Below are 23,269 nucleotides of genomic sequence, written 5' to 3'. Positions count from 1 at the left end.
CGAGTGAAGCGGGCGGCCCGTTGAGCCGCGCGGCCGCGGCGGCGAGACGTGAGGCTTACTCGGAGGTTTTGGCCTCGTGGGGGCGTGGGTTCGCCGACCATGGGGGCATGCGTGTCCTGATGCGGGTGGAGAGCGTGGTGCCGGCCGGTGGGCTGGTGGCGTTTCTGCTGCTCTTCGGGGTGCTTGGTGGGGTTTCGGATCCGTCGCCGGTGGCGCGGTGGCTGGGGCTGGGGGTGCTGCTGGCGCCGGGTTTGATGGTTTATGCGCATCGGGGGGCGGCGGCGTGGGCCGGGTTGCTGGGGGCGGTTTTGTGGACGCCGTTGGCTACCAGTTTCGGGGCGGTTCTGGTGGTGTGGGGCTGGGCGCTGGTCAGCGTGGGGGTGGCGCAGAAGGACCGGCCGGTCCAGGAGCTTCCGGTGCCGCATCGGAGGCCGCCGGCTCCGGTGGGGGTGCCGCGGGTGGCGGCGCCGGCTGAGGTGGGCGGGTTTGCGTTGCTGGTGCTGTCGGCGGCGGGGGTGGCCTGGGTCGCCTTGGATGAGGGGGCGGTGCCCTGGGTGGCGGGGGCCGTTGCCGCGTTCGGGCTGGGGTGTGCGCTGCTGGCGCGGGCGGTCAGGCATCAGGGGGCGGTGCGGCGGCTGTTCAACCATCCGCAGCCGGTGCATGCGGTGCGGGCCGTCGAGCAGGAGGGCTATGTGCACGTGCTGGTGCCGGCCGAGGATGATCAGACGGCGCTGGAGTTCGCCTTTGATGTGGCCGAGCCGGAGCCGCGGGACGATGACGACGATGAGGTGCACACGGTGCCGGGGGTGCTCTACGGGCATCCGCGGAAGGGTGAGTGGTGTGCGCTGGAGGTGGGTGACCGGCTGCATGTGCCGGTCGGGCCGGTCGGTGATGTCATCACCGTGCCGTTCGATGTGGTGCACGGGCTGCCGCGGGAGATCGAGGACGACGAGGAGCAGCTGGTCGACCCGGAGGCGCTGCAGCCGGACGACCGGGAGGCGGGGGCGTTCGAGGCGCGCGAGCACCGGGTGGCGCCGCTGCGGGCCTGGACGACGACGCTGACGATCGGGGTCGGGTCGGCGGTGGCGGTGGGCGAGCTCGGCCACGTGTTCGTGTTGCCGGCCACCGCGACCAGCGTGCTGGTCGCGGTGGCGGCGGCGGCCGGGTTCGAGTTCGGGTGGCGGTCGCAGCTGCGGCCGCGGCTGCGCTGGCATGCGGGTGGCGTCGCGGCGGTCGGCTTCCACGGTCTTGACCGGCAGCCGTGGGCGATCGACAGCGCGATCGTCCACGACGACGGCAACAGCATCGTGCTGACCGCCGGCGAGTCCGTGATGACCGTGCCGGCGCCGCCGCCGTGGCCCAAGCCGAAGAGTCAGCGGACCGCCGATCAGCTGGTGGCCGCGTTGCGGGAGTCGCGCACCCGGTCGCTGGCGCTGAGCCCGCTTCCGCCGCCGCCCGAGATCGAGGTGCCCAGGCGGCCCCTCCTGCTGTACGCGGCGTGGGCCGTGGCCACCGCCGGGACAGCCCTGGTGCTGGGTCTTGAAGTCTGAGAAGTGACGATCGGTAACACGGAGCGCGTAGCGTACGAACGTGGATCTGAACACTGTCTCCGAGGTGGTCAGCCCCGCCGAGGTCGGCCAGTGGCGCCCGGGTGACGCCTGGCTGGGCGGGGGCACGGCCCTGTTCGCCGAGCCGCGCCCGCACCTGACCCGGCTGCTCGACCTGACGACCGCCGGCTGGCCCGCCCTCACCCGCCGTGACGACGGCTTGGAGATCGCGGCCACCTGCACGATCGCCGAGCTGGCGGCGCATGGCGACGAGCTGGCGGCGAGCGGCTGCGACATCATCGGGAAGTGCTGCCACGCGTTCCTCGCCTCGTTCAAGATCTGGAACGTGGCGACCGTCGGCGGGAATCTGTGCGCCGCGCTGCCGGCCGGGCCGATGATCGCCATGGGGGCCGCTTTGGATGGGACGTGCCTGCTGCAGGGCCCGGACGGCGAGCGCCGGGTGCCGGTCGAGGAGTTCGTGACCGGCGAGGGCACCACCGTCTTGAAGGACGGCGAGCTCCTCCGGTCGATTCACCTGCCCGCCGAGGCGCTGACCGCCGTCACCGCGTACCGCCAAGGGTCTTTGCATGCCCACGGACGATCCGGAGTGCTGTTGATCGGAAGGCGAGGCAGCTTGACCGTGACCGCTGCCACCAAGCGCCCCCATAAGCTGATATTTCGAACAAGTCCGAGCCAGGAACAACTACAGGTGGCGCTCACTGAGCAGATCCCCGACGACGCCTACCTCGACGACGTGCATGGGACACCGGCCTGGCGAAGGCATATGACCAGGCTCTACGCGGAGGAGATCCGCCAGGAGCTGACGCTGTGAGGATCAACAGACAGGAGCACGACCGTGCCCCGCGCCCGGGCCAGTGCCTGCGCACCTACCTGCGGGAAGAGGGCTGCTTCGGCGTCAAGAAGGGCTGCGACACCGGTGACTGCGGCGCCTGCACGGTGCATGTCGACGGCCGCCCGGTGCACTCGTGCGTCTATCCCGCCTTCCGCGCCGCCGACCGCGACGTCACCACCATCGAGGGCCTCGACCACCCGGTGCAGCAGGCTTTCCTCGGCGCGCAGGCCTTCCAGTGCGGCTTCTGCACCGCGGGCTACCTGATGACCGCGGCCGCCCTCACCGACGACCAGCGCAGCGACCTGCCGAGAGCTTTCAAGGGCAACCTCTGCCGCTGTACGGGGTATCGCGCGATCGCCGACGCCATGGCCGGCGTGGTCCACACGGCCGAGCCCGTTGCCGGCGAATCCGTCGGAGCCGGCGTGGAAGCACCCGCCGGCCCCGGCATCGTCACCGGCCGGGCCCGCTACACGTTCGACCTGGACGTGCCCGGCGTGCTGCACCTCAAGGTGCTGCGCTCGCCGCATGCGCACGCCCGGATCACGGCCGTTCGCACCGAGGCCGCCCTGGCCGTGCCCGGGGTCGAGCTGGTGCTCACCCACGCCGACGCCCCGGTCCGGCTCTTCTCCACCGCCCAGCACGAGAACGCCGGCGAGGACCCGGCCGACACCCGGGTGCTCGACGACGTCGTCCGGTTCGTGGGGCAGCGCGTCGCCGCCGTCGTGGCCACCTCGGAGGCCGCCGCCGAGGCCGGGTGCCGCGCGCTGGCCGTCGACTACGAGGTGCTGCCCCACGTCCTGACGCCGCGAGAGGCCATGGCCGAGGACGCCCCACGGGTGCACCCGGCGGGCAACATCGTCGGCCAGTTGCACGCCGAACTGGGCGATCTCGACGCCGGCTGGGCCGCGGCCGACGAGATCTACGAGGAGACCTTCCGGACGCCGCGGGTGCAGCACGCCAGCCTGGAGACGCACGGCGCGGTGGGCTGGCTCGACGACGACGGCCGGCTGGTGATCCGGTCGAGCACGCAGACCCCGTTCCTGACCCGCCGGGCCGTGGCGTCGCTGTTCGACCTGGCGCCGGAGCGGGTGCGGGTGATCGCGGGCCGGGTCGGCGGCGGCTTCGGCGGCAAACAGGAGATGCTGGCCGAGGATCTGGTGGCGCTGGCCGTGCTGCGCCTCGGACGGCCGGTCAAGCTCGAGTTCACCCGGGCCGAGCAGTTCACCGGCGCCACCACCCGCCATCCGTTCGAGGTCAAGGTCCGGGCGGGGGCCCGGGTCGACGGGACGCTCACGGCGCTGCACCTCGAGGTCGTTTCCAACACCGGGGCGTACGGAAACCACGGGCCCTCGGTGATGTATCACGGCTGCCACGAGTCGATCGCGGTCTACCGGTGCCCCAACATGCGGACCGACGCCTGGTCGGTCTACACCAACACCGTTCCCGCCGGCGCGTTCCGGGGCTACGGCCTGGGCCAGGTGTCGTTCGCCGTCGAGTCGGCCCTGGACGAGCTGGCCCGCCGCCTGGGCCTCGACCCGATCGACATCCGCGCCCGCAACGTCGTCCGCCCCGGCGAGGATCTGACCGCTCCCGGCGATCACGCCGACGACCTGACGATCGCGAGTTATGGGCTCGATCAATGCCTGGATCACCTCCGGCACGCGTCCGATATCACGGACATTTCCCCAGAAGGCTGGCTGGTCGGCGACGGCATGGCGATCACGATGATCGCCGCCGGGCCACCGGGCGGCCACTACGCCGACGCCACGGTCACGAGACTGGACGACGGCCGCTTCGAAGTCGCCGTGGGCACGGCCGAGTTCGGCAACGGCAGCTCGACCGTGCACTGCCAGATCGCGGCCGACGCCCTGGGCGTGACCCCCGACCGGATCATCTTGCGACAATCAGACACCGATGCCGTACGCCACGACACGGGCGCCTTCGGGTCGACGGGCGTGGTCGTGGCCGGGAAGGCCGTCCTGCACGCGGCCCGGGCGTTGCGCGCCCATCTGGACGACGGCGACGGCGTGACCAGCGCCGACGGGCACTGGGGCGGCACCCCGCGCTCGGTCGCGTTCAACGCGCACTGGTTCCGCGTCGCCGTCGACCCGGACACCGGCGAGCTCAGGATCCTGCGCAGCGTGCACAGCGCCGACGCCGGCACGGTGATGAACCCGGTGCAGCTGCGCGGCCAGATCGAGGGCGGCGTGGCCCAGGCGCTCGGGGCGGCGCTGGCCGAGCACGTCGACCTCGACGCCGAGGGCCGGGTCACCACCACCGGGTTCCGGCAGTATCACCTGCCGACGTACGCCGACGTGCCGCGCACCGAGGTGCTGTTCGCCGACACGGAGGACATGATCGGGCCGCTGGGCGCGAAGTCGATGAGCGAGAGCCCGTTCAACCCGGTGGCCCCGGCGCTGGCCAACGCCGTGCGCGACGCCACGGGCGTACGGCTGACGCAGTTGCCCTTCACGCGTGACCGGATCTGGTCGGCTCTGCGAGAGGCTGGCTCAGGGGCAGTTTGATCGTGAACGTGCTGCCCTGGTCGAGGTCGGAGCGGGCGGTGACCGTGCCGCCGTGCTCGCTGACGATGTTGCGCACGATGGCCAGGCCCAGCCCGGAGCCCTGCACGGCCTGATGCATGGCGTTCGACGCGCGGTGGAACGGAGTGAACAGGCCCGGCAGATCGTCGGCCGGGATGCCGATGCCGGTGTCGCTGATCTCGATGACGACCTGCTCGTTCGCGGTGGCCACCCGGCATTCGAGCCGGCCGCCCTGATCGGTGAACTTGATCGAGTTCTCCAGCAGGTTGCGCAGCGCCCGTTCGAGCTGGGTGGCGTCGCCGATCACCCAGGCCGGCTCGGTCGACACGTCCCACCGCAGGTCCTTGGCCCGGGCCGCGGTGCCCAGGCTCTCGTAGAGGCCGTCGACGACCGCGGCCACGTCGACCGGGACGGCCTCGGCCCCGACCCGCTCGTTGGAGCGGTCCAGCAGCAGCAGGTCGGTGACGGTCTCCTGCAGGCGGTTGGCGTTGCGCAGGATCGCGTCGAGCCCGCGCTTCTGGATCGGGGTGAAGCTGTCGTCCTCGTCCTCCACCAGCATCTCGGTGTAGCCCAGGATGCTGGTCAGCGGTGTGCGCAGCTCGTGGGTCACGGTCGAGACGAAGACGTCCTTCTGCTCGTCGAGCACGCGCAGCTCGCTGATCAGCCGGGCCTGGCGCAGCTGCAGCCGGAACTGGTGCACGTTGTGGTCGATCTCCCGGGACAGCGCGGCCAGCAGCCGCCGCTCCTCGGGCGTCCACTCGGGCCGCCCGGGCCGCACCACGCAGACCATGCCCGGCGGGCAGCCGGTGTCCCCGCTCATCGCCACGGCGAGCCCGCCCGGCAGCGTGGCCGGGGTGATCGCCTGCCCGGCCGGGGTGTTCTTCAGCTCCTCGCTGACCATCGGGTCGAGGGTGGCCGCGTTCGGCGGCCAGTGCACCTCGAACCGCTCGCCGGGCTGGATGGTCACGCGGCCGTAGACCGCGTCGGCGCCCATCGCGTTGCCGACCAGCATCGCCATCCGCCAGCCGATCTCCTTGGGGTCGCCGTCGGAGCGCAGCTCGGCCGCGACGGCCTGGCGCAGCTCGCTACGGGCGGCCCGGGCCCGCTCGGCGGTGATCAGCCGTTCGGTCTCGGCCGCCAGGTCGTTGACCGTGCCGGCCACGGCCCGCAGCTCCCCCGGGCCGACCGGGCGGGCGCGCGCGTTCAGGTCGCCGTCGGCCAGCCGCCGCAGGGTGACCCGGATGTCCTCCAGCGGGGCCAGCAGGTGCCGCTGGTGGAGCAGGGCCAGGCCCATCCCGGCCAGCACGACGAGCACGGCCAGGGCGCCGAACAGCAGGCCGGCGGTCCGGGAGTCGCCCCGCTCGTCGCGGGCCAGGGCGTCGCCGTAGGCGTCGATGGCCGCCGAGACGTCCGAGTTGGCGGTGCGGACGTCGTCGAACAGCTCCTTGCCCCGGACGAGCCGGGCCGGGTCGGAATCGGCCTGCCCGGCGTTCACGATCGGGATCGCGTACGCGTAGAGCCAGCTCTCGGCGGCGTCCCGCTGACTCTGCACCAGCCGGTTCACCTCGGGGTCGTCGACGCCCGCGGCGAGCCGGTCGAGCGCGTCGAAGGCCGTCGCGCGCCCGCCCTCGTACGGCTGCAGGAAGCTGTTGTCCCCGGTGAGCTGGAACCCGCGGACGGCGGTCTCGGCGTTGGTCATCTCCTGCAGGACCGACTGGTTGGTGTCGGAGAGCGCGTCCACCCGCTCGGTGTTCTTGATGTGCTCGATCCGGAGCCGGTCGCCGACCACGAACTGACCGACGATGAGCAGCAGGAACAGGGCGAGCAGGCCCGCGAAACCACCGGCGACCCGGATGCGCAGCGACGAGAACATGGTGCGGCCGCCCCTCACGCCGGCCGTCCCAGAGCCGGCAGCGTGAACCAGACCGTGGTGCCGCCGCCCGGCGTCTCCTCGGCGTGGATCTGCCCGCCGTGTCGTTCGATGATCCGCTGGCAGGTGGAGAGCCCGACCCCGTGGCCCATCCCGGACGCCGGGTCGACCTGAGCGAACATCTCGAAGACGCGGTCGCGCTGCTCGGCCGGGATGCCCCGGCCGTTGTCGGCCACCTGGACCCGCCAGCAGCCGCGCCGCAGCGGCACGGCGGCGATCTCGATGCGGCAGGGCCGGTCGTCGCGGCGGTACTTCAGCGCGTTGCCGATCAGGTTCTGCAGCAGCTGACGGACCAGGACGGGGTCGCCCTCGATCACGGGCAGGTCGTCCTGCACCACCACGGTCGCGCCGTCGACGTTGCCGCGCAGGTCGGTCAGGGCCAGCTCGACCAGCTCGCCCAGCGGCACCGGCTCGGGCTCGTAGGGCGCGTTCCCGGCCCGGGCGTAGCGCAGCAGGGAGGTGATCAGCCGCTGCATCCGGCCCACGGCGCGGGTGCCGGCGGCGAGCCACTTGCCGGACTGCGGGTCGGCGCCGGCGATCCGTTCCTCCAGCAGCTCCAGATACCCGCTGACCACGCTCAGCGGGGCGGCCAGGTCGTGGCTGACCACCCCGGCGAACTGCTCGAGCTCGAGGTTGGACCGGCGCAACTCGGCGATCGTGGCCGAACGCTTCGCGTGCGCGCGCTCCAGCTCGGCGTGCTGGGCCTGCACGACCCGGGCCTGCCGGCGGCGCTCGAACAGGGCCAGCATCACCTGGGCCAGGTCATTCAGGCGCTCCAGCTGCTCCCCGGTCAGCTCGTGCCGCTCGTTGTGAAACACGCAGAGCGACCCGAGCGCGTACCCCTGGGGGGTGACCAGCGGGATCGAGACGTAGAAGCGGACGTCGGCCAGCCGGCCGGTCACCCAGGGATTGTCGGCGTAGGCCGGGTCGGTGCGGGCGTCGGGCAGGTACGTGAACTCGCCCGTCTCGAAACGGACCGCGCACATCGAGTCCGTACGGTCGGTGATGCTGCCCTCGAAGCCCGTGCTCGTGAGCTGGCACTGCCGGTTCTCGTCGATCAGGTTGAGCGTGGCGGTGGGCACCCCGGCCAGCGTGGCCGCCACCCGGACGACGGCCTCGAGCTCGTCACCGGCCGGCGCGTCCAGCAGGCCGTACTCGTGCAGGGCCGCCAGGCGGCGCTGCTCGTGGGCGGTCCTCACTTGGTTCTAGTCGGCAGGCGACCACCCCGGGCTGAGGCTTGTCCGGTTCATCCCCCGAAGGCGATGGCGTCGCCGGGCGGGGTGAAGTCCCCGGAGTCGTCCCCCACGGCGTACTTCAGCGTCCTCGCGACCGCGGTGACCACCTCGGCCTCGACCCCCGAGCCGACGTGATCGGACGGGTTGACCGGGTCGTTGGCGATGCCGGCGGCGGCCATCGTGGGCGTGAAGCCGACGAAGGTCTCGGTCCGGTTGTCCTCGGTGCTCCCGGTCTTGCCGGCCACCGGGATGCCGCCGAAGATGCCTGCGACCTGCTCGCCGGTGCCGCCGTTGCACTTGCCGTAGGAGCTCTGCTGGCCGACCGGGCACCGGGCGGCGTCGGTCGCGGCCCGCGCCACCTCGGTGTCCAGCACCTTCTTGCAGGAGCCGGCGACCGGGACCCTCGTCCCGTCCGAGTTCGTGATCGAGGAGACCGGCAGGGGCGCGCAGTACGTCCCCTCGGCCGCCACGGTCGCGTAGGCCGAGGCCAGCTCGAGCGGGGTGGTGTCGATGACCCCCAGCGTGAACGAACCCCAGGTGGAGGCGCTGGTGTCGGCCTGCTTCTTGTCGGCCGGGTTGGCGAAGCTGATGCCCAGGCGCTGGGCCATCTCGACCACGGCGGCCGGGCCGACCTGCTCCTCGAGCCGGACGAAGTACGTGTTGACCGAGCGCCCGAAGCCGTCCCACATGGTGCGGAAGCCGTCCATCCAGGCCGGGTTGTCGTTGCCCGGGCAGTATTTGCCGTCGCAGTTGCCCTCGCCCCAGTCGGTCCACTCGGTGACCTCGGGCGACTTGGTGTCGTAGCCGGTGTTCAGCGGCAGGCCCTTCTCCAGGGCGGCCAGCATGGTGAACATCTTGAAGGTCGAGCCGGACGGGTACCCGTACAGCCCGTTGCCCCCGCTGATCAGCGGATTGACCGTGTCGGTGGTCTTGACCGCGCTGCCGTAGTGCCGGTTGACGGCCAGCGCCAGGACCTTCCCGGTGCCGGGCTGGACCACGGCGAGCGGCAGCGTCTTGCTGTTCTTCAGGCCGTAGACCGAGCGGGACTCGGCGGCCGCCTTCTTCTGGATGTCCGGGTCGAGCGTGGTCACGATGGAGTAGCCGCCGCGGCGCAGGGCATCGTCACGCTCGGCGGTGGTCTTGCCGAACTGCGGCTGCTGGTCCCACCAGCGCTGCATGTAGTCGCAGAAGAAGCCCCAGCCGTCGGTCTCGCCGGTGGCGTCGACGCAGCCGTTGGGCTGGGTCTTGCCGGAGAAGGTGAGCTTCTCCTTGACCGCGGCGTCGCTCTGGGCCTGGGTGATCATGCCGGCCTTGACCATGGCCGCGAGCACGTACGTCTGGCGCTCCTTGGCCTTGGTCCTGGAGCCGCCGATCGGGTTGTCGGCGTCCGGTGACTGCACGATGCCGGCGATCAGCGCGGCCTGGGCCAGGTCGAGCTTGGCCGGGGAGGTGCCGAAGACCCGGCGGGCGGCGGCCTCGATCCCGTACGCGCCGTTGCCGAAATACACGAGATTCAGGTAGTTCTGCAGGATCTGCTTCTTGCTGAGCTTGGTCTCGAGCTGGACCGCGTACTCGATCTCGCGCAGCTTGCGGGCCGGGGTGTCCTCGGTCGCGGCCGCCCGCTCGGCCGGGGTCAGCGTCGGGTCCTCCTTGAGGACGTTGCGCACCAGCTGCATGGTCAGCGTCGAGGCCCCCTGCGAGGCCGCGCCGCTGCTCGCGTCCTTGACGAAGGCCCGGGCCAGGCCCTTGAGGTCGACGCCGCCGTGGTCGTAGAAGCGGGTGTCCTCGGCCGCGACGATCGCGTTCTGCATCACCGGGGCGATCTGGGCCAGCGTGACGTCGTGCCGGTCCTCGTCGTAGAACGTGGTGATCAGCGTCTTGCCGTCGTTGGCGTAGATCCGGGTGACCTGCGAGGCGGACGGGCTCAGCAGCTGGGCCGGCAGCTCGTCGGCCTGGCTGTTCTGCCACTTGGCGCCCGCGCCCAGGACGGCGCCGACCGGGATGGCCGACACCCCGACCAGGGCGCCGACCAGCACAAGTACGCCCCCCAGGCGGCCCAGGGCGCGTCTTTTCTCGGTCATCCGGTGATCCCCTTCGTCGGTGCTTCGATCAACCGGTAACACCGTTTCCTGAGAGCAACCTGGGTTTCGTTACCGATCCGTAACTTAGCCGCCCTCTTATACGTGTGGTGACGGTCACTGAGCTTCCCGGCCGTCGTTTCGCCCGGATTAATGGTCATCGTTCTTTGTGCTGTCACAGAGAGTTAACAAGATCAAGTGAGCTGGGTTACTGACTAGTAGCCACGCCTCTTGTAACTCGCTGACCTCAGCGGCAACATTTCCCGCACGTTAACCGACGGCATCGACGGACCTCTCTGCGCGCCGCTCGGAGCCGTCTTCAAATTCACTAGGAGGTTCCGTGAAGGATGCGCAAGGCGATCCGGCGTACGGACGTACCAACTGGCGCCGCTTCGCCGTAGCGGTGGGCGTGCCCACCCTGGTCGCCGGGGGCCTGGTCGTCGCCCTGGCCCAGGGCGCGCTGGCCGCGAGCTTCTCGGTGTCGGGGGGCCAGCAGTTCAAGCTCTCCGCCGACTCGCTCGTGGGCCAGGGCTTCACCCAATACAGCAAGCAGCTGCCCACCGAGAAGGTGCAGCCGACCACCGGCAAGCCCTACGTCGTCGCGGCGATGTCGGGCATCAAGTCGGCCGACATCACCAAGCTGTGCCAGTCCGTGGCCGTCGGCCCGGTGGTGCTGCGGATCGAAGCGGGCTCCGACCCCAAGCGGCCGGCTCACGCCGACGACCTGCTGATCGGCATGTCCGAGCTGAGCGGTGACGCCGAGTTCAAGGGCATCGACATCGGCCAGGACGCCTCGACGCTCGACGCCGACGGGCGTAAGGGCGAGGACGCCCACGGCGACGTCGGCAGCTTCGGCCAGCAGGCCGACAGCGTCACGATCACCGGGCTGCGCCAGCAGGCGTACATGACCTCGGCGTCGACCTTCCGGCTGACCGGCATGAGCCTCAAGCTCTTCGTCGCCCAGTCGGGCAAGGAATGCTACTACGAGTGATCGGCCTCGAGGGCTCGCGGAACGCATGATCCGCGGGCCCTCACCCGTTGGTCCCTATTTTTGCTTGGAGAGGGCAGCACACGTGGCAACAGACGACTTCTGGAGCAGGTTCCGGCGGTGGCGGCGCAGCCGGCCGTTCTGGGGCGGGCTCTTCCTGCTGTTGTCCGGCATAGAGATGTTTCTCAGCGCCAACATGAGCCTGGGCAGCATGGAGGTGCACCTCGGCCCCCAAGGCTTCCTCTCCTACCTGCTGCCGCTGATGATGCTCCTCAGCGGGGCGCTGAGCTGGGCGTCGCCCGGGCAGCGGCTGTTCTACGGCATCGTGGGGCTGCTGACCGCGCTGTACTCGTTCATCGGGCTCAACCTCGGCGGGTTCCTGCTCGGCATGATGATCGGGATCGTCGGGGGCGCGCTGGTGATCGCCTGGGGGCCGCCGCGGGTCAAGCCCGCCGCCCCGGCCGCCGGCGAGGAGCCGCCGGCCCCGCCCACCTCGGACGAGCTCTACTTCGACGACGACATGGAGGTCGCCGGGCACGACGACCGGCCCACGCGGCCGATCCTGCGGTCTGCCGACAACTCTGACAACTCCGACACGGCGGTCATCCCCGGCCTGCCGCCGGAGGAGCCCCGCAACGGCGTACATCCCCGCACGCTCGGCGTGATCCTTCTGGTCCTCGCCGTGACCACCGGCGTGCTGGTGGCCGGCACGGGCAGGCCGGCCCGGGCCGTGGAATGCCCCGAGGGCCTGCCGTCGCGCGCGGCCACGACCAGCGCCGCCGCCTCCTCGGCACCGCCATCCTCGGTGCCGGTGACCGCCGCCCGTGGTGCCCGGACCGTCCCCCCGGGCACCACGGCCGCCACCAACCAGCCGACGGCGGGCGGGACCAGTGCCCCCGCGAGTTCCGCCTCGCCGTCGGCGTCCCCCACCGCGTCCGCCTCCTCGTCCGCCCCGGCCGGCAACCCGGTGGCGGACGGGGTGGAGGACTTCTTCGACGGCCTCGGCAACCTGCTCGGCATCGGTGACGACGAGTCCCCGAGCACGTCGCCGTCGCCGTCGGAGACCACGCCGGCGCCGACCTCCGCCCCCACGTCGGCTCCCGCCACGTCGGCTCCCGCCACCTCGGCCCCGTCGACTTCCGCCCCTGCGACGTCAGCGCCTACGACGCCGCCCACCACCGCTCCGACGACGCCCCCTGCGACCTCGAAACCGACGCCCTCCCCCAGCGTCGAGGAGATCCCCTGCCTCGGACCGCGCGTGATGGGCAAGGTGGCGAGCGCCGACGACATCCCCAAGGTGTCGGAGAAGCCGGGCCTCATGGAAGTCAAGTCGCTGACCATGTACGAGTCCACGTACGACGGCGTGGTCGACATGCCGACCGCCAAGGGCAGCTTCAAGGCGCTCAAGTTCAGCATGGACAAGGCGGTGAACAAGCCGTTCACCCTGACCATCGACGAGGCCGGCCGCGCCCGGACCGTGATCAAGAGCAACGAGCTGGTCACCGACGGCACGGTGCGCTTCTACACGCCGAACTTCCAGGGCAAGCTCTTCGGCGTCATCCCGGTGACGTTCACCCCGGAGCAGCCCCCGCCGCTGACCCTGCCGGTGCTCTGGTTCACCGACGTGAAGATCCAGTTGGCGTACGTCCGCTGCGACACCCTGACCGGCGCGCCGCTGAACATCAACGAGACGGTGTAGCCCGCCGCTCCCGCCACCCCGCGACCACGGCCTCCGGGTCGAGCGGGGCCAGGATCACCGGCGGCCCGTCCATCAGCCCCACATTGGCCTTGCGGATCCGCTCGTTGAGACCGTCGACCCGCTCCCGCACCTCACGCTCGGTGCGCAGCCGGTCGACGATCTCCTCAAGATCCTCGACTTCCCGGCGCAGAGCCAAGGTCGGCGGGACGACGCCGGCGGTCGCGTTCTCCCGCCGCAGCCAATCCTTGACCCACCAGTCGTCGTCGTACTCCTTGCCCTGATCGGCGAACGGCTTCCCACTGCCGGCCAGGTTGTCGAACTCGCCCCGTTCCGCCGCCTCCCGAAGCTGCCGGTCGACCGACGACTCGTACCAGTGCGTCATGACCGCAATTTTATCGACTACCGCGTTTATCGACCGCCGTGTGCCGCCTGGCCGAAGCGATCCGTCTCCGCGTACGTCCGGACATCCGCCGGCGCCGAGGCCCCTTCCTGGATGGCCACGGCGGTGACCAGCGCCGCATCGAGCGCGGCCCGGTAGAGCAGCGAGCCCATGCTGATCCGGGCCACCCCCAGCCCCGCCAGATGCCCCACCGTCATCCCCGGCAGCAGCAGAACATTGAGCGGCCCCGGCAGCGCCCGGATCTCGTCATCGGCCCGCACCCCCGGCACAAAAACCCCGTCGGCTCCAGCGGCCAGATAGGCCTCGGCCCGGTCTTTGGTCTCGCTGCGATCAACACCCAGCCAGTACGTATCCACGCGCGCGTTGACGAAAAGCCGGGGCGCCGCCTGCTTGATCGCCCCGATTACCTCCACCTGCTCCCCGATCGAGGCGAGCCCCCCACCGGCCCGCCCGTCCTCGACGTTGATGCCCGCCGCCCCCGCCTCGTACAGCTCCAAGGCGAAGTCCGACCCCGCACTCTCCACGTCGACAGTCAGCGGAACCGGCAGCCCCCGAAGCCGCCGCACCAGCTCCAGCGTCTCCGCCCGGGCCAGCCCCACCCCGTCCGGCACCCCGTTCGCCGCCGCCACCCCGAGACTGGTCGTCCCCACGGCCATGAACCCCGCCTCAGCCAGCGCAAACGCCGACGCCACATCCCAGGCGTTGGGCAGAAGGAGCGGCCGCCCCAGCCGATGCAGCTCCCCAAATTCCGTCATGCCCGAACGCTAGGCCCCCCAGACTTCGGCTTACCCCGAACCATCACCGCCCGCCCTATTTCCCGGCTTGCCGTGTATTCGCGCGCCGCCCCTTAGCGCCACCCTCTTGCCCGCTTCTTCCCGGCTTGCCGTGTTCCCGCGCCGCTCGGCCCTTTCTGTCACACCCGCGGCGTAGGTTGACCAGTGGCCGAATCTCCGCCGGAAGGACACCGCAGATGTGCCGCAACATCCACCAGCTGCACAACTTCGAACCGCCCGCCACCCCCGACGAGATCCACGCCGCCGCCCTGCAGTACGTCCGCAAGGTCGCCGGCACAACCCGCCCGTCCCAAGCCAACCAGGAGGCCTTCGACCGCGCCGTCGCCGCCGTGACCGCAGCCACCGCCGAACTCCTGGCCGACCTGGTCACCACCGCCGCCCCCAAGAACCGCGAAGAAGAGGCCGCCAAGGCCCGAGCCCGAGCCGAACGCCGCTACGCCTCCTGACCCGAGCTCAACGCGTCGCGCTGATCAGCTCGGTGTGCTTGCGAACCCGGAAGTGCCCGTCCGCATCGATCCGCGCCTGAACAACCTCACGCGCCACCGCAAGCTGCTCCGCCGTAAGCCGCTGCCCGGAGAGACTGGCCAGATACGCAACCACCGGCTCGACGCTCGGCACCTCGAGGTCACCCGGGTAGGCCTCGCTCACGACTTCACGGAAGTGCCGCCCCACAGCCCTCGGTGCCTCTTCAGCCAAGAAGTGGCTGCGCGCAGCCACCCCACTCACGTCCCGCTTGCCCACCGCCGTCGCGACGGCGAAGAGCTCGGCCATGTGCTCGCGGCCGTTGGTCGCGGTGAAGAGCCGCCCGCCTGGCCGCAGCACCCGCGCGAACTCGCGCAGCGCCGCATCCGGCTCATCGACGTGGTACAGCATGTGATTCGCGATGACCACGTCGAACGACCCGTCCGCGAAGGGCAGGTCCGCCGCGTCCCCCTGACGCACCTCCGCCCCCGGCACCTCCCGGAGCCGCTCACACATGGCCGCCGAGAAGTCCACGAGCGTCAGCCGCAACCCCGCCCGCCGCGGATCAAGATGCCGCCACAGCTCCCCCGTACCCGCGCCCACCTCGAGCACGTCCCCGCCGATGGCGAGCCGCTCCCCCAGCCACGCGAACCACCCCTGCGGATTGGTTCCATACGCGTGTATGGCAATCCGCGCGGTCAGGTTCTCCGTAGTCCCCGCGTATTGCTGCACAGCATCGTTCGATGGCGTCCTCATGGCCGAAACCTATCGACCGGCCTCAACCCGGCCCCCCGCGACGACGGCGTCAGGTGGGCGGGCGGGTCCACTGCATGGTGAGGCCGGTCAGGGCACGGTCGGTGCGGATCTCGAGGACAGTGCCGAGGATGGTGGCCCGGTCGACCACCACCGGGGCGTCGTCCGGGTCGTAGGTGATGCGCTCGGAGAGGAAGACGGGAGTGCCGGGCGGCTGGCGGAGCAGCTCGGCCGTTTCCTCGTCGAGCACACCGGGGCGGATGGCCTCGCTCGCCCGGATGACGTCGATGCCATGGGCGGCGAGCGCGGCGTACAGCGAGATCTCGCTGAGGTCGGTCATGGCCAGCTCGACGCCGCGAACATACGAGAGCTGGTAGACCGCGGGACGGCCGGCCAGCAGACGCAGGCGTTCCAGCCGGACCGCCGGCCAGTCCTGGCCCAGCAGCGCCTCGGCCCAGGCCGGCGGCGGGTGCGACACCGACTGGCCCAGCACATACGTGGCAACCGTCTGGCCCTGCTCGCGCAGGTCCTCGGCGAAGCCCCGCATGGAGTGCAGGAGATACGTGGGGCGCTGCTCGGTCACGAACGTTCCCCGGCCGGGCTGCTGGGACAGCAACCCGTCGTCCTCCAGCCGTTTCAGGGCCTGGCGCAGCGTCGCGAGCGTCACCCCGTACGTGGCGCTGAGCTCGCGTTGCGGGGGCAGGGCGGCACCCGGTGGCAGCTCGCCGGCGCGGATCTTCGTGGTCAGGTCATCGGCGATCACCTGATACTTCGGCGTACGCGTAGTCAGCGGAACCCTCCAGAGCTGCTGCGAGCGCCGCGACGGTCTCCCGTAGATCTGCCGCCGTGGCCCCGTCAAGCACCCTACGCATCAGCGCGGCGCCCACCACCACCCCGTCCCCGGCGCGTCCCGCCTCGGCCGCCTGCTCGGGCGTCGAGACGCCGAAGCCGATCAGCACCGGCCGGTCGGTGACCGCCTTGACTCGAGCCGCGAGCCCGGCCGCGGAGCCGCCGAGCGCCGTGCGCTCACCGGTCGTGCCCATCACGCTGACCGCGTAGATGTAGCCGCGGCCGAGCGCCACGATCTCGGCCAACCGGTCGTCGGGCGTGACCGGGGCGACCAGCGGGATCAGGTCGAGGCCGGCCTCGGCGGCCGCGTCGGCGACGGGCGCGGCCTCGTCCACCGGCAGGTCGGGGACGATCAGGCCGCTGACGCCGGCCTCGGCGAGCCGCCGGCAGAAGACGGCCGGGGAGCGGTGGAATACGAGGTTCGCGTAGGTCATGACGATCAGCGGCACGCGGACCTGATCCCGTACCTGCACCAGGTCTTGAAGGATCGAGGTCACGGTGACGCCTCGGGACAGGGCCCGGTCGGACGCCTGCTGGATGGTGACGCCGTCGAGCATCGGGTCGGAGAACGGCAGCCCGATCTCGATCGCCGTCGCGCCCGCCTCCTGGTAGGCGAGCAGATAGTCGGTCCAGTCGCCGGTGATGCCGCCGGTGACGTACGGGACGAGGGCGGTCATGCGGCACCGCCGATCAGGGTGGTCATGTCTTTGTCGCCGCGGCCGGAGAGGGTGAGGATCACGCGCGAGCCGGTCGGCAGGTCGGGAGTGCCGGCGGCGCGCAGCACCCAGGCGACCGCGTGGGCCGACTCGAGCGCGCAGATGATGCCCTCGGCGCGGGCCAGGCGGCCGACCGCGTCGACCACCTCGGCGTCCTTGACCGCGTGATACTCGGCGCGGCCGATCGCGCCGAGGTGGGCGTGCTCGGGGCCGACGCCGGGGTAGTCGAGGCCGGCCGCGATCGACTCCGCCTCGGCGACCTGGCCGTCGTCGTCCTGCAGGACCATCGAGCGGGCGCCGTGCACGACGCCGGGCGACCCGCTGGTCATGGCCGCGCCGCCGGCCGCCTCGACGCCGACCAGCCGCGCGCCGGTGTCGACGAAGCCGGCGAAGGTGCCGGCCGCGTTCGAACCGCCGCCGACGCAGGCCACCACCACGTCGGGGATCGCGGGGCTCTGCCGGCGGGCCTCGGCGCCGATCACGCGCTGCAGCTCGCGGACCATCCACGGGTACGGATGGGGGCCGCCGACCGAGCCGAGCAGGAAGTGGGCGTTGTCGACGTCGGAGACCCAGGCGCGCATCGCCTCGTTCGTCGCGTCCTTGAGGGTGCGGCTGCCGCTGGAGACCGGGACGACCTCGGCTCCGAGCGTCGTCATGCGGAGCACGTTCAGCTGTTGGCGCTCGATGTCGCGCTCGCCCATGTAGACGGTGGCGGCGAGCCCGAGCAGGGCGGCGGCCGTGGCGGTGGCGACGCCGTGCTGGCCGGCGCCGGTCTCGGCGATCAGCCGGGTCTTGCCCATCCGGCGGGCGAGCAGGGCCTGGCCCAGCACGTTGTTGATTTTGTGGGAGCCGGTGTGCGCCAGGTCCTCCCGCTTGAGCAGCAGCTCGATGCCGAGCTCAGCGGAGAGATTGCGGGCCGGGGTGAGCGGGGTGGGCCGGCCCGCGTAAACGGCGAGCAGCTCGTCGAGCTCGGCCCGGAAGGCCGGATCGGCCCAGGCGTCGCGGAAGGCCGCGGACAGGGCCGCACACGCCGGCACGAGGGACTCGGGGACGAACCGGCCGCCGAAGTCGCCGAAGCGACCGGCAGCCGGTTCCGTCATGAGGTTGGACATCATCTGCCGCTCCAAAAGTTATAGAACTCTCCGCCAAAGTGTTGCATAACTCGGCGGAGAGTTCTAGAACTATTTGGCAGCGGCCTTGTACAGCGTTTCCGGAGCCACGGCTCCCGCGAAGACCCGGCCGTCGTCCGTCACCAGCACGCTGAAGAGCGAACCGGAGAAGAGATGACCACTACCCCAGGCGCCACTCACCTTCGGCAGCATGTCCACCACGCCGTCGAGCTGCTTGGCCTCGTCACCCGACGCCTTCGGCAGCTTCGCCGTCAGCACCGAGGCCCAGCCCTCGCCGATCACCTTCGGCGCCTCGGCGGGAGCCGCCGCCGGCCGTTTGGTCCCGGCCGCCTTGTGCTCCTTCTGCAGCTCGGTCTCGAGCTTGCCGGCGTCCGTCTCGGTCACCTTCGTGCCCGGCGGCGGGTTGAAGGCGAACTGCTGGGCGTCCGGCGTGTCGAAGCTGATCTGCTGGAACGCGACCCGGACGGCCGGGTTGACCGCATTCTTGGCGTAAAGGTCGACCCGCAGCGGGATCTTCTTCTCCGCGTCGATGGCCAGGCGCACCTGCCCGATCAGCGACTCGGTCGCCTTCGGCGCGAGCACCAGCTCGTAGGCGTCGCGCCCGGCCACCTTGGCCGCGCCGGTGGTCGAGACCACCGTCGTCGGGTCGATGGCGTCGAGCGCCGCCTCGGCCGCGTCCTGCGGCGTCGAGGGGATCCCGGTCGGCAGCGCCGCCGGCTTCTTCTCGCTGCCCGCAGGGAGTGTGAAGTGCGAGGCGGTCTTGGCCTTGCTCTGCCACAGCCACACGCTCTGGCCGTTGCGGATGACGTCGGTCTCGCCGAGCGTGCTCATGAGCGCCAGGCGCGCCTTGTCCTCACCGGCGTACCAGACGCGGGCGGTGTTGCTGCCCGCGACCAGGTTGACCAGGTCGCCGCCGCTCGAGTCGGCGGTCAGCCCGGCGATCTTGGGCAGCCCCAGGTCGGCGCTCTGCACGATGGTGCCGGAGAGCCCGTCGACCTTGGCGTTCTGCAGGTCGACGAGCAGTTCGGCCGCGCTGCGGTCGGGCAACGAGGGATCCGCGCTCGCGACGATCGTTCCCGCCGCTGCGCCGCCCCCGATCACGACCACCGCCGCGGCGGATGGTACGAGCCAGCGAAGGGCCGGCCTCGATCTGAACACGGACACGATGTCCACCTCCCGTTGATCTGCCACAAGAGTGCGCCGTGGCCGCTGTGACCGGGCTGAGAGCCGCCCCTAGGGGTTGCCCCTCCCATGCCAAGGTAAGGGGGTGCGGTTGCTGGTGGTAGAAGATGAGGCGCGGCTCGCCGCCGCGCTGCAGCGCGGGCTGCAGGCCGAGGGCTTCGCGGTCGACGTGTCCGGCGACGGGCAGGACGGCCTCGAGATGGCCCGGCACGGCGGGTACGACGCGATGATTCTCGACGTGATGCTGCCGCGGCTCAGCGGGTACCGGGTGGTGCGGCAGTTGCGGGCCGAGGGCAACTGGGTGCCGGTGCTGATGCTGTCGGCCAAGGACGGCGAGTACGACCAGGCCGACGGGCTCGACTGCGGCGCCGACGACTATCTGACCAAGCCGTTCTCCTACATCGTGCTGCTCGCCCGGCTGAGGGCGCTGCTGCGCCGGGGCGTGCACGAACGGCCGACCGTTCTCGCCCACGGCGACGTCGAGCTCGACCCGGCCGAGCGGCGGGTGCTGGTCGCCGGCAGCGAGGTGACGCTCACAGCGAGGGAGTTCGCCCTGCTCGAATACCTCATGCGCCGCCCCGGCGAGGTGGTCAGCAAGATCGAGCTGCTCGACCACGTCTGGGACGCGGCCGTCGAGACCGCGCCCAACGCCGTCGAGGTGTATGTGGGATATCTGCGCCGCAAGATCGGGCGGGACCGGCTGGAGACCGTGCGGGGCGCGGGGTACCGGCTCGCGGCCGTGACGGGCGACTGATGCGCCGGCCGCGCGAGCTCAGCCTGCGCGCCCGGCTGGTCCTCACGTCCGTCCTGGCGCTTACCGCCGGCCTGGCCGCGGGCGGCGTGCTGCTCGTCGCGGTGCTCAACTTCGGGCTGCTGCGGGCGGTCAACGCCGAGGCCCTCGACACCGCCCGGGGCGTGGCCAAGCTCGTCGAGCAGGGGCAGCTGGCCGAGCCGATCCCGGTCAACGCGGCCATGCAGGTGCAGGTCATCGACGCGGAGAGCCGGGTGCTGTCGATCTCGGCGGGGGCCGACCGGCTCATCCCGATGCTGCACCCCGACGAGCTCGAGGGCATGAAGGACGGCAACGTCCGCGAGATCGCCGGCAGCCGGATCGGGCTCGATGGCGACGCGCGGGTCGTGATGGTGACCGCCGGGCCGCCCACCGACCCGGTGCGCGTGCTGGTCGCGCGGTCCACGAACGACCTGACCCAGGGCGTGCACATCCTGCGGGTGACCCTGCTCATCATGTTCCCGCTGCTGGTCGGGGCGCTCTGGCTGGTGCTGTGGCGAGTGCTGGGCGCGGCGCTCAGCCCGGTCGACGCGCTGCGTTCCGGCGCGGAGGAGATCACCGGAGGTACGAGGGCCGGGCGGCTGCCGGTGCCCGAGTCACGCGACGAGATATACCGGCTGGCGGTCACGCTGAACGGCATGCTGCACCGGCTCGACGCCGCGCAGGCCCGGCAGCGGGCGTTCGTGGCCGACGCGGCTCACGAGCTCCGCAGCCCGCTGACCAACATGCGGACGGAGTTGGAGGTCTCGCAGCGACTGCCCGACACCGACTGGAACGCGTTGTCGGAGGACCTGCTCACCGATGTCGATCGGCTCAGCCGGCTCGTCGACGACATGCTGCTGCTCGCGCGGGCCGACGACGCGGCCCCGGGGCGGGTGGTGTCGGCGCCGTTCCGCGAGGTCGACCTGGGCGCGGTGGTCGGCGACGTGGCGGCCCGCTATCCCACCGTGGGTTATGTACGCCCGGCGGCGCCGGTCCTGATCGCCGGTGAGCCCGATGCGCTCGGGCGGGTGGTGGCCAACCTGCTCGACAACGCGGTGCGGCACGCCAAGTCGCGGGTCTGCGTCGAGGTACGGGCCGACGACGCGTACCGCTGGATCACGGTGACCGACGACGGCCCGGGCATTCCCGCGGCCGACCGCGAGCGGGTGTTCGACCGGTTCACACGGCTCGACGACGCGCGGGCCCGGGACGCGGGCGGTTCCGGGCTCGGCCTGGCCATCGTCCGCGAGCTGGCACGTCGCCACGGCGGCACGGTCACCCTGGGCGACGCCGACCCCGGCCTGCGCGTCGACGTCCGCCTACCGGCCGTCCGGTGACCCGGCACCGCAAGAGACCGCCCGAGCGGAACGGCCGCCCGGCGGTCAGGGCGGCATGATCGGCTGCGCCCCGCGTCGCCGGGTCGGCGGTGACCGCGTACGGCAAAGTTTTTGAGATTGTCGGGAACTTTCGCGGCCGCAGGCGCGACCAACGCGGAACGCCCGGCAACGGGCTGTCCCCCATGCGGAAGGTTGACGACTTCGATGTCCCTGCTCAAGCGCTCGGCCCTGGTGGCCGCCACGGTTGCCGGCCTCACCCTGGCCCTGGCCGCGCCGGCCTCGGCCCACGTCACGGTGAACCCCGACACCGCGACCGCCGGCGGCTACACCAAGGTGACCTTCCGGGTGCCCAACGAGTCCGACACCGCCTCCACCACCAAGGTCGAGGTGAACCTGCCGGCCGACAACCCGGTTGCGTCCGTCTCGGTCAAGCCGATCAACGGGTGGGACGTGGTGGCCACCGAGTCCAAGCTGGCCAAGCCGCTCGAGGCGCACGGCGCGCAGATCACCGAGGCGGTCTCGAAGATCACCTGGACGGCCAAGGCCGGCTCCGAGGTCAAGCCCGGGCAGTTCCAGGAGTTCGACGTGTCGCTCGGGCCGCTGCCCGAGTCCGGCCAGCTGGTCTTCAAGGCGCTGCAGACGTACTCGGACGGCACCATCGTCCGCTGGATCGACGAGCCCACCACCGACGGCTCGGAGCCGGAGCACCCGGCGCCCGTGCTGAAGCTGGCCGCGGCCGGCGCCACCGACACGGCGGCCGCCGCGCCCACGGCATCGGCGGCGGCCGCGCCCGCCGCCGACGACGACAGCTCCGACGGTCCCGACGCGTTCGGCATCGCGGGCCTGATCGCCGGCGTGATCGCGCTGATCCTGGCGCTGCTCGCGTACGCCAAGGCGGGCCGCCGCCCGGCCGAGGAGAAGGCCAAGTCCTGACGCTTCACACCTGACGAGGCCGGTCGCGGATGCGGCCGGCCTCGCGGTTTACTACCGGACGTGAATCGCGTTCGCACGGCCTCCAGGGTCTGGCACGGTCTGCTCTTCGCCGTCGTCCTGACGTCACTGCTCATCCAGGTCGTGCTCAGCGCGCAGGGCGACGACGCGCCCGTGACCACCCGGTTCGTCCGGCTGTTCAGCTTCTTCACGATCCAGAGCAACGTGCTCGTGCTGCTCGCCGCGGGCGCCCTCATGATCGATCCGGGCCGCGACGGACGCGTCTGGCGGATCCTGCGGCTCGACGCGCTGCTCGGGATCATCGTGACCGGCCTCGTCTACGCCACGATCCTCGCCGGCACGACCGATCCGCACGGCGCCGGCTGGTGGTCGAACCTCGGCTTCCACTACATCGCCCCGTGGGCCGCCCTCGCCGGCTGGATCGCCTTCGGCCCGCGCCCACAGATCGACCTGCGAACGATCATCTGGGCCTTCCTCTGGCCCGCCGCCTGGATCGCCTACACCCTGGCCCACGGCGCGACCACCGACTGGTTCCCCTACCCCTTCGCGGACGCCACCGAGATCGGCTACCCCACCGCCATCCGCAACATGCTGATGGTCGGCGTCATGGCCGCCGCCTTCGCCGCGATCCTCCGGCTCCTCGACCGCCGCCTACCCCAGACTGTGCCTACTCTCCCAGCGCCACTCGCGGTCTCAAGCAAAAGCAACCCCTGACGTACGCCGCTACGCGCGCCCCCGAAGCGGGCCCCACATCAGCGCCCCGAGCAACCGACGGCCGGGAGGTATCGGCCAACGCGGCCAAGAGCGGCGGTTCATCGAGCGATCATCAGCAGCGCGGTAGTAGGCGCCGCAGGCATAGGCGCCGTGGCGACGGGTCCGCGAACGTGGGCAGCGCGGTCATCGGTCGCCCGGTCATCAGTCGCCCGGTCATCGGTCGCGCAGTCGTAGGTCGCCCGATCACGGGTTCCCCCGTCATTGGTCGCGCCGTCGCAGGTCGCCCGATCACGGGTTCCCCCGTCATTGGTCGCGCCGTCATAGGTCGCGCCGTCA

The 23,269-nt window shown here is 71.4% G+C and carries 20 protein-coding genes; 10 read left to right on the top strand and 10 right to left on the bottom strand.

The window, feature by feature from the left end; all coding sequences use genetic code 11:
- The first annotated feature begins 107 nt into the window (after positions 1-107).
- From AB0J66_RS35715 to AB0J66_RS35705, 3 genes are read left to right on the top strand one after another with little or no spacing between them, the layout of a single operon-like run.
- On the top strand, positions 108-1,550 hold the full coding sequence (locus AB0J66_RS35715; protein ID WP_364670500.1) for a hypothetical protein: 1,443 nt from the start codon (positions 108-110) through the stop codon (positions 1,548-1,550).
- Between the two features lie 40 nt (positions 1,551-1,590).
- Positions 1,591-2,379 (top strand): FAD binding domain-containing protein, encoded by a 789-nt coding sequence (locus AB0J66_RS35710; RefSeq protein WP_364670498.1) that lies wholly within the window; start codon positions 1,591-1,593, stop codon positions 2,377-2,379.
- Positions 2,376-4,925: a molybdopterin cofactor-binding domain-containing protein gene (locus AB0J66_RS35705; RefSeq protein ID WP_364670495.1), complete on the top strand. Its 2,550-nt coding sequence runs from the start codon at positions 2,376-2,378 to the stop codon at positions 4,923-4,925. Before AB0J66_RS35710 ends, AB0J66_RS35705 begins: the two co-directional genes overlap by 4 nt.
- Here AB0J66_RS35705 and AB0J66_RS35700 read toward each other — a convergent pair.
- Genes AB0J66_RS35700 through AB0J66_RS35690 form a run of 3 tightly spaced genes read right to left on the bottom strand, consistent with a single transcriptional unit; the run spans position 4,870 to position 10,189 of the window.
- Entirely contained in the window at positions 4,870-6,834 is a 1,965-nt protein-coding gene (locus AB0J66_RS35700; protein ID WP_364670492.1) for an ATP-binding protein, read from the bottom strand. The two genes, AB0J66_RS35705 and AB0J66_RS35700, sit on opposite strands and share 56 nt — an antisense overlap.
- Entirely contained in the window at positions 6,831-8,072 is a 1,242-nt protein-coding gene (locus AB0J66_RS35695) for a GAF domain-containing sensor histidine kinase (RefSeq protein WP_364670490.1), read from the bottom strand. Before AB0J66_RS35695 ends, AB0J66_RS35700 begins: the two co-directional genes overlap by 4 nt.
- 47 nt (positions 8,073-8,119) lie before the next feature.
- Entirely contained in the window at positions 8,120-10,189 is a 2,070-nt protein-coding gene (locus AB0J66_RS35690; RefSeq protein ID WP_364670487.1) for a transglycosylase domain-containing protein, read from the bottom strand.
- Between the two features lie 337 nt (positions 10,190-10,526).
- Between AB0J66_RS35690 and AB0J66_RS35685 the strand changes: the two genes are divergently transcribed.
- Positions 10,527-11,177, top strand: coding sequence for a DUF6230 family protein (locus AB0J66_RS35685; protein WP_364670485.1), 651 nt, complete (start codon positions 10,527-10,529; stop codon positions 11,175-11,177).
- A gap of 82 nt (positions 11,178-11,259) precedes the next feature.
- Positions 11,260-12,873, top strand: coding sequence for a DUF6114 domain-containing protein (locus AB0J66_RS35680; RefSeq protein ID WP_364670483.1), 1,614 nt, complete (start codon positions 11,260-11,262; stop codon positions 12,871-12,873).
- Here AB0J66_RS35680 and AB0J66_RS35675 read toward each other — a convergent pair.
- Both AB0J66_RS35675 and AB0J66_RS35670 read right to left on the bottom strand, forming a co-directional pair.
- The gene (locus tag AB0J66_RS35675) at positions 12,857-13,255 is read right to left on the bottom strand and encodes a DUF1992 domain-containing protein (protein WP_364670481.1); all 399 of its coding nucleotides are present in this window, start codon (positions 13,253-13,255) and stop codon (positions 12,857-12,859) included. The two genes, AB0J66_RS35680 and AB0J66_RS35675, sit on opposite strands and share 17 nt — an antisense overlap.
- A gap of 26 nt (positions 13,256-13,281) precedes the next feature.
- Positions 13,282-14,028, bottom strand: coding sequence for an isocitrate lyase/phosphoenolpyruvate mutase family protein (locus AB0J66_RS35670; RefSeq protein ID WP_364670478.1), 747 nt, complete (start codon positions 14,026-14,028; stop codon positions 13,282-13,284).
- Between the two features lie 215 nt (positions 14,029-14,243).
- Between AB0J66_RS35670 and AB0J66_RS35665 the strand changes: the two genes are divergently transcribed.
- Entirely contained in the window at positions 14,244-14,513 is a 270-nt protein-coding gene (locus tag AB0J66_RS35665) for a DUF2277 domain-containing protein (protein ID WP_364670476.1), read from the top strand.
- 7 nt (positions 14,514-14,520) lie between these two features.
- Here AB0J66_RS35665 and AB0J66_RS35660 read toward each other — a convergent pair whose 3' ends face one another.
- The 5 genes from AB0J66_RS35660 to AB0J66_RS35640 form a co-directional block, all read right to left on the bottom strand.
- Complete coding sequence (locus AB0J66_RS35660; RefSeq protein WP_364670473.1) at positions 14,521-15,285, bottom strand: class I SAM-dependent methyltransferase; 765 nt, start codon at positions 15,283-15,285, stop codon at positions 14,521-14,523.
- Between the two features lie 49 nt (positions 15,286-15,334).
- Positions 15,335-16,045: a GntR family transcriptional regulator gene (locus AB0J66_RS35655; RefSeq protein ID WP_364670471.1), complete on the bottom strand. Its 711-nt coding sequence runs from the start codon at positions 16,043-16,045 to the stop codon at positions 15,335-15,337.
- Positions 16,032-16,808, bottom strand: coding sequence for a tryptophan synthase subunit alpha (gene trpA / locus AB0J66_RS35650; RefSeq protein ID WP_364670468.1), 777 nt, complete (start codon positions 16,806-16,808; stop codon positions 16,032-16,034). The genes AB0J66_RS35655 and trpA overlap by 14 nt, the downstream gene beginning before the upstream one ends.
- Positions 16,805-17,947, bottom strand: coding sequence for a tryptophan synthase subunit beta (trpB, locus tag AB0J66_RS35645; RefSeq protein WP_364670466.1), 1,143 nt, complete (start codon positions 17,945-17,947; stop codon positions 16,805-16,807). Before trpB ends, trpA begins: the two co-directional genes overlap by 4 nt.
- Positions 17,948-18,028: 81 nt before the next feature.
- Positions 18,029-19,141: a hypothetical protein gene (locus AB0J66_RS35640; protein WP_364670463.1), complete on the bottom strand. Its 1,113-nt coding sequence runs from the start codon at positions 19,139-19,141 to the stop codon at positions 18,029-18,031.
- Between the two features lie 103 nt (positions 19,142-19,244).
- Between AB0J66_RS35640 and AB0J66_RS35635 the strand changes: the two genes are divergently transcribed.
- The 4 genes from AB0J66_RS35635 to AB0J66_RS35620 all read left to right on the top strand — a co-directional run bounded on the left by AB0J66_RS35635 (position 19,245) and on the right by AB0J66_RS35620 (position 22,933).
- Positions 19,245-19,913, top strand: a complete 669-nt coding sequence (locus AB0J66_RS35635) for a response regulator transcription factor (RefSeq protein WP_364670460.1) — start codon at positions 19,245-19,247, stop codon at positions 19,911-19,913.
- Positions 19,913-21,268 carry an ATP-binding protein gene (locus tag AB0J66_RS35630; RefSeq protein ID WP_364670458.1) on the top strand — a complete coding sequence of 452 codons (1,356 nt, stop codon included), beginning with the start codon at positions 19,913-19,915 and terminating at the stop codon, positions 21,266-21,268. Before AB0J66_RS35635 ends, AB0J66_RS35630 begins: the two co-directional genes overlap by 1 nt.
- A 204-nt stretch (positions 21,269-21,472) precedes the next feature.
- Positions 21,473-22,201, top strand: coding sequence for a YcnI family protein (locus AB0J66_RS35625; RefSeq protein ID WP_364670455.1), 729 nt, complete (start codon positions 21,473-21,475; stop codon positions 22,199-22,201).
- Between the two features lie 60 nt (positions 22,202-22,261).
- Entirely contained in the window at positions 22,262-22,933 is a 672-nt protein-coding gene (locus AB0J66_RS35620; protein WP_364670452.1) for a Pr6Pr family membrane protein, read from the top strand.
- Positions 22,934-23,269: the final 336 nt, after the last annotated feature.

It is taken from the genome of Actinoplanes sp. NPDC049598 (assembly GCF_040675435.1).
In the GTDB taxonomy this organism is placed as follows: Bacteria; Actinomycetota; Actinomycetes; order Mycobacteriales; family Micromonosporaceae; genus Actinoplanes.
The sequence above is the reverse complement of the archived record's forward strand: the minus strand, read 5'-3'. Positions and strand labels throughout refer to the sequence as shown.